Origin of the sequence: Mesorhizobium sp. M0496 (genome assembly GCF_040321205.1) — a bacterium.
Lineage (GTDB): Bacteria > Pseudomonadota > Alphaproteobacteria > Rhizobiales > Rhizobiaceae > Mesorhizobium.
This window is the reverse complement of the sequence record NZ_JAMYRC010000078.1, coordinates 1-12,592: the sequence shown is the minus strand read 5'-3', so window position 1 is coordinate 12,592 and position 12,592 is coordinate 1. Positions and strand designations below refer to the sequence as shown.

Genomic DNA, 12,592 nt, shown 5'->3' with positions numbered 1-12,592 from the left:
ATCCCGCTCAGCCACAAACGACTCAAAGCACGATGGGCCGACCAAGACCTCCTCCGCCTCTTTACTCATATGCGATAGCCCTGCCTCAAGGGGGAGGGATATCCGCGCTACTCGAACACGATGCTCGGCACCGCCGCAGCAGCAGCACCACGCTCTTCGTTGACCCGGTCCCAGACCTTCGAGGCGATGTCGCGGTAGATTTTCGCTTCGGGGCCGTCGGGCTTCGAGACGACAACCGGCGTGCCGGCATCCGAGCTTTCGCGGATGCCCATCTCGAGCGGCACTTCGCCGAGGAAGGTGACGCCGAGACGCTCGGCCTCGCGGCGCGCGCCACCATGGCCGAAGATATCGTAGCGTTTGCCAGTGTCCGGGGCGACGAAATAGCTCATGTTTTCGACGATACCGAGCAGCGGCACGTCGACCTTCTTGAACATGTTGAGACCTTTTCGTGCGTCGATCAAGGCCAGATCCTGCGGCGTCGAGACGATGACGGCGCCGGCCAGCGGCACCTGCTGGGCCATCGTCAGCTGCGCGTCGCCGGTGCCGGGCGGCATGTCGATGACGAGCACGTCGAGCCGGCCCCACTCGACCTCGCGCAGCATCTGCGTCAGCGCCGACATCACCATCGGGCCCCGCCAGATCATCGGCGTCTCCTCATCGACGAGGAAGCCCATCGACATCACCTTCAGGCCGTAATTCTCCATCGGCTTCAAGATTTTGCCGTCGATGGTCTGCGGCCGGCCGTGGATGTTCAGCAGCCGCGGCATGGACGGACCGTAGATGTCGGCGTCAAGTACGCCGACGCGCAGGCCATTGGCCGCCAGGCCAAGCGCGATGTTGACGGCGGTGGTCGACTTGCCGACGCCGCCCTTGCCTGAGGCAACGGCGATGATTGCCTCGATGCCGGGCACGCCGCGCTTGCCCGAGCTATGCGAGGCAGGCGCGTGCGGGGCAGCACGCGGCGCGGCAGCAGCAGGCGGAGCCGGCGGCGCGGGCCTGGATGCGGGGCGCGAGGGAACCGGCGCCTCCATGCCGCCGCCCTTCTTTTCGGCCGTCAGCGCGACGACGGCGCCGGCGACGCCGGGGATCGCCTTGACGACACGCTCGGCGGCGGCGCGCAGCGGCTCCATTTCCTGGGCACGGGCGGCGGGAACGGTAATCGAGAAGAAGACCTTCCCGTCGGCGATGAAAATCTCCGAAACCATGCCGAGGTCGACGATGTTGCCGGTGAAATCCGGCCCGTTGACCGTCTTCAGACGCTCGGTGACGATTTCCTTGGTGACGGACATGGCAGTTTTTCCTTACGCAGCTTGCGCCTGAGATAGTGCAGTTTCCGGACGGAACCAAGCCGTGGAGCAACAGCTGGCTCGGCGTGCCCGGAAAACGACGAAGCCTGTCTGATTGCGTGCTCGAACGCATCGCGGCAAACGGCAGCCAAAGTGGCCGATCATTCCAGCAGGTTGACGGTCGCCAATCAGCCGGTGCGACCTATCTGCATGACCATGAGGAGCACGACAACTAGGGAAGGAGATCATCATGCTCGCAAACTGCAACGCAACAGCCAATCTTGCGGTGAAGGATCTCGCGAAAGCCAAGGCTTTCTATGAGGGAACGCTTGGCCTGAAGCAGGTGCACGATGAGGGCGGTGAACTGATCGTGTATAAAAGCGGCGACACTGCCATCAACGTCTATCATTCCCAATTTGCCGGAACCAACAAGGCGACAGCGGTGACGTGGACGGTTGGCGACGAAATCGGCAATGTCGTCAAGGCGCTGAAGTCGAAGGGCGTCACCTTCGAGCACTATGAGATGCCGGGCCTGACACTGGAGGGCGATATCCATGTCGGCTACGGAATGAAGGTCGCCTGGTTCAAGGATCCAGACGGCAACATCCTGAACCTTGTGGACAGGTAGATTTCTTCACGTCACCTCGCCAGGCCGACCGCGAGGTAGGTGAGCGCCGAAATCATAGCGGTGGCCGGCAAGGTGACGATCCAGGCAATGACGATGTTGCTGGCAATGCCCCAGCGGACCGCCGAGACACGACGGGCGGCGCCGACGCCGATGATGGCGCCGGTGATGGTGTGCGTGGTCGAAACGGGAACGCCGAGCCAGGTCGCGGCAAACAGGGTGATGGCGCCACCGGTTTCGGCGCAAAAGCCCTGCATCGGGTTCAGCCGGGTGATCTTGGAGCCCATGGTGTGGACGATGCGCCACCCGCCGAACAGGGTGCCTAGCGCCAGTGCCGACTGGCAGGTGAGAACGACCCACAGCGGCACATAGAAAGTCGCGCCGAGCATGCCTTGCGAATAGAGCAGCACGGCGATGATGCCCATGGTCTTCTGGGCGTCGTTGCCGCCATGCCCGAGCGAATAGAGCGAGGCGGAAAAGAACTGCAGGACGCGGAAGGTGCTGTCGACCGCAAACGGCGACTGGCGCACGAAGAGCCAGGAAACGGTCAGGATCAGGACGAGCGCCAAGACAAAACCGGTTGCCGGCGACACAACGATAGCAGCGACAGTCTTGCCGAGTCCCGTCCAGACGATGGCACCGAGCCCGGCTTTTGCAACCCCGGCACCGACCAGACCGCCGATCAACGCATGCGAGCTGCTCGAAGGGATGCCGGCGATCCAGGTGACGATGTTCCAGACGATGGCGCCGACGAGCGCGGCGAAGATGACCGCCGGCGTGACGATGCTGACGTCGACGATACCCTTGCCCACTGTCTCGGCGACGTGGAGGCCGAAGAACATGAAGGCGATGAAATTGAAGAATGCCGCCCACAACACCGCATATTGCGGTCTCAGCACGCGGGTGGAGACGATGGTGGCGATGGAGTTGGCCGCGTCGTGCAGGCCGTTGAGAAAATCGAAGAATAGCGCGACGGCGACGAGGCCGGCGAGAACGGGAAAGGCGATGGTGGCTTCCATTACCTATACATTCTCGATGACGATGCCGCTGATCTCGTTGGCGACGTCCTCGAAGCGGTCGACCACCTTTTCCAGCTGGCCATAGATTTCGCTGCCGATCAGGTAGGCCATCGGGTCGCTGCGGCCATGTCGCTTGAACAGGTCCTTCAGCCCTTGTTCGTGCAGATCGTCGGCACGGCCTTCCGCACGCATGACCTCTTCGGCGATGGCGTTGAGGCGCACCGTGTGCGCTCCGACTTTGCTGAGCAGCGGGATCGCCTCGGCGACAAGGTTGGCGGCAATGACGATGACGCCGCCCATTTCCTGCATCAGCGGGTCGAATTCCTTCTTTTCGAAGAGCTTCACCGTCTTGACGGTCTTGTGCATCATGTCGATGGCGTCATCCATCGACTGGATCAGGTCCTTGATGTCGCCGCGATCGAAAGGCGTGATGAAGGAGCGCCGCACCGCCAGCAGGACTTCTGCGGTGATATGATCGGCCTCGTCTTCGAGATCGATGATTTTCTGTCCCCAGCGGTCGATGTCCTTGCCCTGGAGAAGCTGCTCCAGCGCCTCGGCGCCGCCGACCACGGTGCGGGAATGTCGTTCGAACAGCTCGAAGAAACGATCTTCGCGCGGCAAAAGCTTGCGGAACCAGCCCAGCATGGTCGATCTCCCAGGTTTCATCCACATAGCGCCCCATTCAGCCTTGGGAAACAGGTAGCCGGCTTAAAGATGTGGATGCAGGCCAATAGCGCATGGTGCTTGCGGTGAAGCGCAATTTCCTCGACCTTGCGCCGAACGACCGGAAAGATCGCATGATCGACAAGCTGGAATTCTTCATCGCATTGGCCAGGGAAGAGCATTTCGGCCGGGCAGCGGAGCTATGCGGCGTCACCCAACCGACGCTTTCGGCCGGGATCAAGCAGCTGGAGGGCCAGCTTGGCGTCATGCTGGTTCTGCGCGGCTCACGCTTCCAGGGGCTGACGCCGGAGGGCAAACAGGTGCTCGTGTGGGCGCGCCGCATCGTCGGCGACACCCGCTCCATGCGCGAGGAAATGCGCGCGGCGCGCCACGGACTTTCCGGACGCATCCGCATCGCGGCCATTCCGACCGCATTGGCCATGGTGGCACGGCTGACGACACCGTTTCGGGCAAAACACCCTGGCGTCACCTTCTCGGTGCTGTCGCGCACGTCGATCGAGGTGCTGTCGCTGCTCGGCAATTTCGACATCGACGCCGGCATCACTTATCTCGACAACGAGCCGCTCGGGCGGGTGACCAGCGTGCCGCTCTATGACGAGCGCTATCAACTGATCACCGCGATGGGAAACCCCTATTCCGACCGCGACAAAGTGACATGGGCGGAACTCTCGAGCCTGCCGCTCTGCCTGTTGACGCCGGACATGCAGAACCGCCGCATCATCGACCAGCATCTGGCCGAGGCCGGCGTGCAGGTGCGGCCGACGCTGGAATCCAATTCGATGATCGTGCTGTTTTCGCACATCCGCACCGGCAAATGGTCGTCGATCATGCCACTCAACCTCGCGGAAACATTCGGTTTTTCCGAGCCGATACGAGCCATTCCGATCGTCGAACCCGACGCCAGCCATACGGTCGGCCTGGTCGCGACACCGCGCGAACCGCACACGCCGCTGGTCTCGGCGCTGCTGGACGAGGCAATGGCGCTGGCGGACGATTTCCACGCCCATCGCTGAGCTAAAAATGGGAACCGATGAGGCTCGATAGAAGATTTCTATCGATCGACGAAACAGCTTTATTGATGTCGCGGGTTTCCTCTGATTTTGTAAAGACTTAGCGATAAAAAGCTATCGACCAGGGAGGGCGCTGCATGACGATGCAGCCTGCAAGTACCGAGATCACATCGCGCACGGCCGCGATCATCCACGAGCTGAAAGGGCTTGAAGGCCCGCTGCTGCCGATCCTTCACGGCATCCAGGAAGAGTTCGGCCATGTGCCGCACGACGCGCTGCCTGTCATCGCCGAGGCGTTGAACATTTCAAGGGCCGAGGTGCACGGCGTCGTCACCTTCTACCATGATTACCGCAGCCATCCGGCGGGCCGGCATGTGCTGAAGCTCTGTCAGGCGGAATCCTGCCAGTCGATGGGTTCGGACGCCGTCGCCGCCAAATTGAAGCAGTTGCTGGGCATCGGCTTCCATGAGACGGCCCGCGACGGTTCGGTGACGCTGGAGCCGGTCTATTGTCTCGGCCTGTGCGCCTGTTCGCCCGCCGCAATGCTCGATGGCCAGGTGATCGGGCGGCTCGATGATGAAAAGCTCGACGAGATCGTTGCCGAGGTGCGCTCATGATCCCGCGTATCTACATTCCCGGCGATTCCGGCGCACTGGCGCTTGGCGCCGAAAAGGTCGCCAAGGCGATCGCAAGTGAACTCGCCGCGCGCGGCATCGAGGCCAAGATCGTGCGCAACGGTTCGCGCGGCGCCTATTTCCTCGAACCGATGGTCGAAGTTGCGACAGCCAACGGCCGTGTCGCCTACGGGCCGGTCAAACCGTCCGACGTCAAAAGCCTGTTCGACAGCGGCTTCCTCACCGGCGGCCATCATAAGCGCTGGCTGGGCGCGCCGGACAAGATCCCATTCCTGGCCAAGCAGACGCGGCTGACCTTCGCGCGCTGCGGCGTCACGGATCCGCTGTCGCTCGAATCCTACAAGAAACATGGCGGGTTGAACGGACTGGCGAACGCGCTGGGACTGACGCCCGCCGCCATTGTCGCCCAGGTGACCGAATCCGGGCTGCGCGGGCGCGGTGGTGCGGGCTTCCCGACAGGGATCAAGTGGAAGACGGTGCTCGATACCGTAGGCGACCGCAAATACATCGTCTGCAACGCCGACGAAGGCGACTCGGGCACCTTCGCCGACCGCATGATCATGGAGGGGGATCCCTTCGTGCTGATCGAAGGCATGACGATAGCCGGTATAGCCACAGGGGCGACCAAAGGCTTTGTCTATGTCCGCTCGGAATATCCGCATGCGGTGGCGGTGATGAACAAGGCCGTCGAGATCGCCCGCAAGGCCGGCGTCCTTGGCGCCAGCGTGCTGGGCTCACCCAACGCTTTCGACATGGAGATCCGGGTCGGCGCGGGCGCCTATGTCTGCGGCGAGGAGACGGCGCTGCTCGACTCGCTTGAAGGCAAGCGCGGCATGGTCCGGGCAAAGCCGCCGCTGCCGGCTCACAAGGGGTTGTTCGGCAAGCCGACGGTGATCAACAACGTCATCTCGCTGGCCTCGGTGCCCGTCATCATGGACAAGGGCGCGGCCTTCTACAAGGATTTCGGTATGGGCCGCTCGCGCGGCACGATCCCGATCCAGATCGCCGGCAACGTCAAATACGCAGGGCTGTTCGAAGCCGCTTTCGGCATGACGCTGGGCGAGATCGTCGATGAGATCGGCGGCGGCACGGCGACGGGGCGTGCCGTCAAGGCGGTGCAGGTCGGCGGCCCGCTCGGCGCCTATTTCCCGCGCGCGCTGTTCGACACGCCATTCGACTATGAAGCCTTCGCGGCCAAGGACGGGCTGATCGGCCATGCCGGCATCGTGGTGTTCGACGACACCGCCGACATGCTGAAACAGGCGCGCTTCGCCATGGAGTTCTGCGCCATCGAAAGTTGCGGCAAGTGCACGCCCTGCCGTATCGGCTCGACGCGTGGTGTCGAGACCATCGACAGAATAGCCGCGGGCATCGAGCCGGAGAAGAACCTCGCTCTGGTCACCGACCTCTGCAACACGATGAAATTCGGCTCGCTCTGCGCGCTGGGCGGCTTCACACCCTACCCTGTCATGAGCTCGATCACCCATTTCCCCGACGACTTCAAGCCCGCGCCCGTGCGCGTGGCTGCTGAATAGGAGCTGGCAGATGAACATCAAGGCCGACTTCCCATCCCTCGTCGAAGAGATCGACTACGGAACCCCGCAATCGAAGGCACAGAAGCAGGTCACGCTGAACGTCGACGGGCGCAGCATCACCGTCCCCGAAGGCACCTCGATCATGCGTGCCGCGATGGAGGGCGGGGTCGAGATCCCGAAGCTTTGCGCCACCGACATGCTGGACTCCTTCGGTTCGTGCCGTGTCTGCCTTGTCGAGATCGAAGGGCGCGGCGGCACGCCCGCCTCCTGCACGACACCTGTCGGCGAAGGCATGGTGGTGCGCACGCAGTCCGAGCGGCTCGACGCCATTCGCCGCGGCGTCATGGAACTCTACGTCTCCGACCATCCGACCGGCTGGAACGAAAAGGCCGGAACCGGCGCCAGCGAGTTCGATGCGGTGGCGAAGTCTATCGGCTTGACCGAAAACCGCTACGGCATCGAGGGCCGCAACCACGTCAAGCCGGAAAACGGCGTGGCGCCCGGCCATGGTTCGCTGGCGGTCGACTACATCGCCCGCGACGAATCCAATCCCTATTTCACCTATGATGCCTCGCAATGCATCGTCTGCTCGCGCTGCGTGCGGGCCTGCGAAGAGGTCCAGGGCACCTTCGCGCTGACCATCGAGGGACGCGGTTTCGAATCCCGGGTTTCGGCGGGAATGCACGAGGCGTTCATCGATTCGGAATGCGTGTCCTGCGGCGCCTGCGTGCAGGCTTGTCCGACCGATGCGCTGCGCGAGAAAACGGTCCTTGCCAAGGGCCTGCCGGAGCGTTCGGCCGTCACCACCTGCGCTTATTGCGGCGTCGGCTGCTCGTTCAAGGCCGAAGTGAAGGGTGACGAGGTCATTCGCATGATGCCCTACAAGGAGGGCAAGGCGAACCATGGCCATTCCTGCGTGAAGGGCCGTTTCGCCTATGGCTACGCCACCCACAAGGACCGCATCCTGTCGCCGATGATCCGGGAAAAGATCACCGATCCCTGGCGCGAGGTAAGCTGGGAAGAGGCGATCGCCCACACGGCCAAGGAATTCCGCCGCATCCAGTACCAGTATGGACGCACCGCGATCGGCGGCATCACCTCGTCGCGCTGCACCAATGAGGAAACCTACCTCGTCCAGAAGATGGTGCGGCAGGGCTTCCGCAACAACAATGTCGACACCTGCGCACGCGTCTGCCACTCGCCGACGGGCTACGGGCTCGGCCAGACCTATGGCACCTCGGCCGGCACGCAGGATTTCGACTCCGTCGACTACACCGACGTCGCCGTCGTCATCGGCGCCAATCCCGCCTCGGCCCATCCGGTGTTCGCCTCGCGGCTTAAGAAGCGGCTGCGCCAGGGCGCCAAGCTGATCGTGCTCGATCCGCGTCGCACCGAGATGGTCAAGTCGGCGCATGTTGAAGCGGATTATCACCTGCCGCTTAAGCCCGGCACCAATGTGGCTGTGCTGACGGCGCTGGCGCATGTGATCGTCACCGAAGATCTTTTCAACGAAGCCTTCATCCGCGAACGCTGCGACTGGACGGAGTTCCAGGATTGGGCATCGTTCGTCGCCTTGCCGGAAAACAGCCCCGAAACCGTCGGCAAATTGTCCGGCGTCGATCCCGAGCTGATCCGGGGTGCTGCGCGGCTATACGCCACCGGCGGCAACGGCGCGATCTATTATGGCCTGGGCGTGACGGAACACAGCCAGGGTTCGACCACGGTGATGGCGATCGCCAATCTCGCCATGGCCACAGGCAATATCGGCCGGCCCGGCGTCGGCGTGAACCCGCTGCGTGGCCAGAACAATGTGCAGGGCTCGTGCGACATGGGCTCCTTCCCGCACGAACTTCCCGGCTATCGCCACATCTCCGGCGAAGCCGTGCGCGACATCTATGAGACCCTGTGGGGCGTGAAGCTGGACGACGAACCCGGCCTGCGCATCCCCAACATGCTGGATGCGGCCGTCGACGGCAGCTTCAAGGGCATCTACATCCAGGGCGAGGACATTCTGCAATCCGATCCCGACACCAAGCACGTCGCCGCCGGCCTTGCAGCGATGGAATGCGTCGTCGTGCACGACCTCTTCCTCAACGAGACGGCGAACTACGCGCATGTCTTCCTGCCGGGCTCGACCTTCCTGGAGAAAGACGGCACCTTCACCAACGCAGAGCGGCGCATCAACATGGTGCGCAAGGTTCTGGAGCCGAAGGCGCGCTACGCCGATTGGGAGGCGACGCAGGAGCTTGCCCGCGCGATCGGGCTGGACTGGAACTATCAGCATCCTTCCGAGATCATGGCCGAGATCGCGATGACGACACCGAGCTTCGCCGGCGTCTCATTCGAGCTGCTCGACCGTGTCGGATCCGTGCAATGGCCCTGCAACGAGAAGGCGCCGCTCGGCACCCCGATCATGCATATCGATGCGTTCGTGCGCGGCAAGGGCAAGTTCATCCGCACCGAATATGTGGCGACCGACGAGAGGACAGGGCCGCGTTTCCCGCTGCTGCTCACCACCGGCCGCATCCTGTCGCAGTACAATGTCGGCGCGCAGACCAGGCGCACCGAAAACGTCATGTGGCACTCGGAGGACCGGCTGGAGATTCACCCGCACGATGCCGAGAACCGCGGACTGCGCGACGGCGACTGGGTCCGGCTGACCAGCCGCTCGGGCGAGACGACGCTGCGCGCGATGATCACCGACCGGGTGTCGCCAGGCGTCGTCTACACGACGTTCCATCATCCGGACACGCAGGCCAACGTCATCACGACCGACTTCTCCGACTGGGCGACCAACTGTCCGGAATACAAGGTGACGGCGGTGCAGGTCGGCGCCTCCAACGGACCGTCCGAATGGCAGCGCGACTATAACGAGCAGGCCGAGCAGAGCCGCCGGATCGCGAAGCTGGAAGCGGCGGAGTAGTCTTGAGCGCGCGCCGCAAAGCCACGACGCAGGTATCGCGGCTGGCGCGCCGCGCCAGCGGCACCGCGGCGGCCAACCGCATGGTGCCGGAGGAGACGCCGGTGGCGTTCTCCTTTGCCGGTACGACGCATGCGGTGATGATGGCAAGCCCGGCCGATTTCGAGGATTTCGCGCTCGGCTTCTCCCTGACCGAAGGCATCATCGCCTTGCCGGAGGAGATCGAAGCCATCGAGGTCGAGGACCATGGTGCCGGCATCGACATCCAGATTCGGCTGAAGGACACCGCCAACACGCGTTTCGAGGCGCGACGGCGGAGGCTCGCCGGCCCGGTCGGCTGCGGGCTCTGCGGTATCGAATCGATCGAGGAAGCGATGCGCTCGGTCGACTCAGTCGGTGCGTCAAAGCTTACGCTTGATGCCGATGACATCGTCGCCTCGGTCAAGCTCCTGTCGAAGGTGCAGCCGCTTCACACCGAGACCGGGGCCGTCCACGCCGCCGGTTTCTATGTGCCTGATAAGGGCATCGTCATGGCGCGCGAAGATGTCGGCCGTCACAATGCACTGGACAAGCTGGCCGGTGCGCTGGCCAGGGCCGGCATCGATGGTGCGTCCGGTGCTGTCGTGGTGACGTCGCGGGTTTCGGTCGAAATGGTGCAGAAGACGGCTTCTATCGGCTCGGCCTTCATCATCGCCGTCTCAGCCCCAACCGCGCTTGCCATCCGCACGGCGCAAGGGGCTGGCATGACGCTGGTGGCGCTGGTTCGCGGCGACGATTTTGATATTTTCACCCACCCCGACCGGGTGGTTTGCGGAGTTGCCAAGCATGTCGCATGACGAAGAACACATCATGAGCACCAGCGAGAAACTGGTGCGCATGGCAAACCAGATCGCCGATTTTTTCCACTCCAAGCCGCGCGAGGAAGGCATTGCCGGCGTCGCCGAGCACATCAACAAGTTCTGGGAGCCGAGGATGCGGCTGCAGTTGTTCCAAATGCTGGACTCCGGCACCGGGAACTTCAACGAGCTGGTGGTGGCCGCCTCCGCCAGGATCAGACGACCGATCACACCGGCGGAGGCCGACCTCAAACTCGGGCTCAAGCCCTCCCCTGCCGACGTCGCCGCCTCGCAAGAATAGTCGCCTAGCCGCGCCGGCTTATATTCGTATCCGCTAAAGTTTAAGCTGCCGCAGTCGGTGCTGTTCTGCTATGGTCGACGATCAGAAATCGTCAGGCCGGGCGGAAAACCTCGTGAGGCCGATCGAGACCCGATACGCCCATAGCGGCGATGTGCGGATCGCCTATCAGGTGGTCGGGCAGGGGTCGTTCGATCTTGTCTTCGTGCCGGGCTTTATTTCCAATCTCGACCTGCGCATCGAGGCGACGCTCGGCTCGGTGCCGGACATGTTCAAGACGCTGCCGGATGTTGCCGTCGCCGGCGCCTGGCCGGAAATCAAGGGCGTGCAGCTCAACCCAAAGACCGCGCTTGACGGCAAGACCAAGGAACTTTTGGGCCTCGCCGTCGCGGCGCAGATCCCATGCCAGTACTGCATCTATTTCCACACCGAGGCGGCCAAGCTCAACGGCGCCATCGACGAGGAGATCAAGGAGGCGGTGGCGATGGCCGCGATCGTGCGCCACTGGTCGACGATGCTCAACGGCAGCCAGGTCGATCTGACGACCTTCAAGAAGCAGGCGGACGACGTGTTCGCGGCCGTCAAGGCCAAGTCGCAGTGAAGAAATCCCTGCCCGGTGACGAGCGCTGGGCAGCACTTCGATCATCAACCGCCCGGTCGGAAGACGGGCCAATGGAGGATGAAATTATGACCAAGACCCAAACAGTGGATGGCGCGGCGATCAAGAAGGCGATCGAAGGCCGTGACGGCAAGATGCTGTCGAGCTTCTATGCCGATGACGCTCTCGTGCGGGTGATCGACCGCAACAACCCGCCGAGCAAGCCGCGCGAGATCCGCGGGCGCGCTGCGATCACCACATTCTGGGACGACATCTGCAGCCGGGCGATGACCCACAAGGTCGACACCACCATCGCCGACGGCGACAGCCTCGCCTTCACCCAGGCCTGCGCCTATCCGGACGGCACCAAGGTGTTCTGCGCGGCGATGCTGGAGCTGAAGAACGGGCGGATCGCACGGCAGACCGTCGTGCAAGCCTGGGACGAGTAGGTCAACCACAGAGCCGTCCATCCCGATCGAATCGGGATGAGGCTCTGTTTTTAGTGCTGGAGCATGATCTTTCCGAAAGCCGGATACCACTTTTCGGGATCATGCTCTGTTTCAGTGCTGGAGCATGATCTTTTCCGAAAACCGGATTCCACTTTTCGGGATCATGCTCTGGCCACAACCCTGGAGGAGAAGAAGACAATGTTCAGCGCCAGATGGCAGATCGATGCCAAGTTCGGGCACAAGCAGACCGTGCTCGACCTGTTGAAGAAATGGGAACACGAGATCGGCTCGCAGGTCGGTATCGACGAACTGGAATTCCAGATCATGACCGGTTCGATCGGCGCGCGGGAAGCCACGGTCGAATCGCATCACCAGGTCGAAAGCCTGGCCCAGTTGGAGGCGTTCTTCGCCAAGATCGGCAAGATCGATGCGCATGCCAAATGGGGCAAGGAGATGGAGCCCTATGTCGTGTCGGGCACCAGCCTGTGGAACATCTATCGCATCGTCGAATAGCGACTCTTCTCCCCGTTAACGGAGATGAGGGGCGGAGCCAGCTTTGCAAGGGAAGCGCTGCCCCTCATCCGACCCTTCGGGCCACCTTCTCCCGTGAACGGCAGGGCTGTCCGGGGAAAGTTTTGAGTGAATCGAAATGCCGCATGTGCATGCCCCGCAAAACGGGGTTTGTCCGTCTTCTCTC

Annotated in this window: 13 protein-coding genes; 10 read left to right on the top strand and 3 right to left on the bottom strand. The window is 62.9% G+C overall.

Going from position 1 to position 12,592, the window contains the following annotated elements:
• Positions 1-107 precede the first annotated feature (107 nt).
• Positions 108-1,289: an Mrp/NBP35 family ATP-binding protein gene (locus NKI73_RS32690; protein WP_352636072.1), complete on the bottom strand. Its 1,182-nt coding sequence runs from the start codon at positions 1,287-1,289 to the stop codon at positions 108-110.
• A 247-nt stretch (positions 1,290-1,536) separates the two neighbouring features.
• Between NKI73_RS32690 and NKI73_RS32685 the strand changes: the two genes are divergently transcribed.
• Positions 1,537-1,914, top strand: a complete 378-nt coding sequence (locus NKI73_RS32685) for a VOC family protein (RefSeq protein WP_352636070.1) — start codon at positions 1,537-1,539, stop codon at positions 1,912-1,914.
• Positions 1,915-1,925: 11 nt separating this feature from the next.
• Here the strand turns inward: NKI73_RS32685 and NKI73_RS32680 are convergent, their stop codons facing one another.
• Together NKI73_RS32680 and NKI73_RS32675 are read right to left on the bottom strand one after the other, a co-directional pair.
• On the bottom strand, positions 1,926-2,930 hold the full coding sequence (locus NKI73_RS32680; protein WP_352636068.1) for an inorganic phosphate transporter: 1,005 nt from the start codon (positions 2,928-2,930) through the stop codon (positions 1,926-1,928).
• 3 nt (positions 2,931-2,933) lie between these two features.
• Entirely contained in the window at positions 2,934-3,575 is a 642-nt protein-coding gene (locus NKI73_RS32675; RefSeq protein ID WP_352636066.1) for a DUF47 family protein, read from the bottom strand.
• A 152-nt stretch (positions 3,576-3,727) separates the two neighbouring features.
• Between NKI73_RS32675 and NKI73_RS32670 the strand changes: the two genes are divergently transcribed.
• From NKI73_RS32670 to NKI73_RS32630, 9 genes are all read left to right on the top strand, one after another.
• Positions 3,728-4,627: a LysR family transcriptional regulator gene (locus tag NKI73_RS32670; RefSeq protein WP_352636074.1), complete on the top strand. Its 900-nt coding sequence runs from the start codon at positions 3,728-3,730 to the stop codon at positions 4,625-4,627.
• Positions 4,628-4,761: 134 nt separating this feature from the next.
• Complete coding sequence (locus NKI73_RS32665; protein WP_352636064.1) at positions 4,762-5,241, top strand: formate dehydrogenase subunit gamma; 480 nt, start codon at positions 4,762-4,764, stop codon at positions 5,239-5,241.
• Positions 5,238-6,794: a formate dehydrogenase beta subunit gene (locus tag NKI73_RS32660; RefSeq protein ID WP_352636062.1), complete on the top strand. Its 1,557-nt coding sequence runs from the start codon at positions 5,238-5,240 to the stop codon at positions 6,792-6,794. The genes NKI73_RS32665 and NKI73_RS32660 overlap by 4 nt, the downstream gene beginning before the upstream one ends.
• Before the next feature lie 10 nt (positions 6,795-6,804).
• Positions 6,805-9,717 (top strand): formate dehydrogenase subunit alpha, encoded by a 2,913-nt coding sequence (gene fdhF / locus NKI73_RS32655; protein ID WP_352636061.1) that lies wholly within the window; start codon positions 6,805-6,807, stop codon positions 9,715-9,717.
• A gap of 2 nt (positions 9,718-9,719) precedes the next feature.
• Positions 9,720-10,550, top strand: a complete 831-nt coding sequence (gene fdhD / locus NKI73_RS32650; RefSeq protein ID WP_352636059.1) for a formate dehydrogenase accessory sulfurtransferase FdhD — start codon at positions 9,720-9,722, stop codon at positions 10,548-10,550.
• Complete coding sequence (locus NKI73_RS32645; RefSeq protein WP_352636058.1) at positions 10,540-10,851, top strand: formate dehydrogenase subunit delta; 312 nt, start codon at positions 10,540-10,542, stop codon at positions 10,849-10,851. Before fdhD ends, NKI73_RS32645 begins: the two co-directional genes overlap by 11 nt.
• A gap of 112 nt (positions 10,852-10,963) precedes the next feature.
• Entirely contained in the window at positions 10,964-11,449 is a 486-nt protein-coding gene (locus NKI73_RS32640; protein ID WP_352636056.1) for a carboxymuconolactone decarboxylase family protein, read from the top strand.
• 86 nt (positions 11,450-11,535) lie between these two features.
• The gene (locus NKI73_RS32635) at positions 11,536-11,895 is read left to right on the top strand and encodes a nuclear transport factor 2 family protein (RefSeq protein WP_352636054.1); all 360 of its coding nucleotides are present in this window, start codon (positions 11,536-11,538) and stop codon (positions 11,893-11,895) included.
• A gap of 198 nt (positions 11,896-12,093) precedes the next feature.
• Positions 12,094-12,408 carry a hypothetical protein gene (locus NKI73_RS32630; protein ID WP_352636052.1) on the top strand — a complete coding sequence of 105 codons (315 nt, stop codon included), beginning with the start codon at positions 12,094-12,096 and terminating at the stop codon, positions 12,406-12,408.
• The last annotated feature ends 184 nt before the right edge of the window (positions 12,409-12,592 follow it).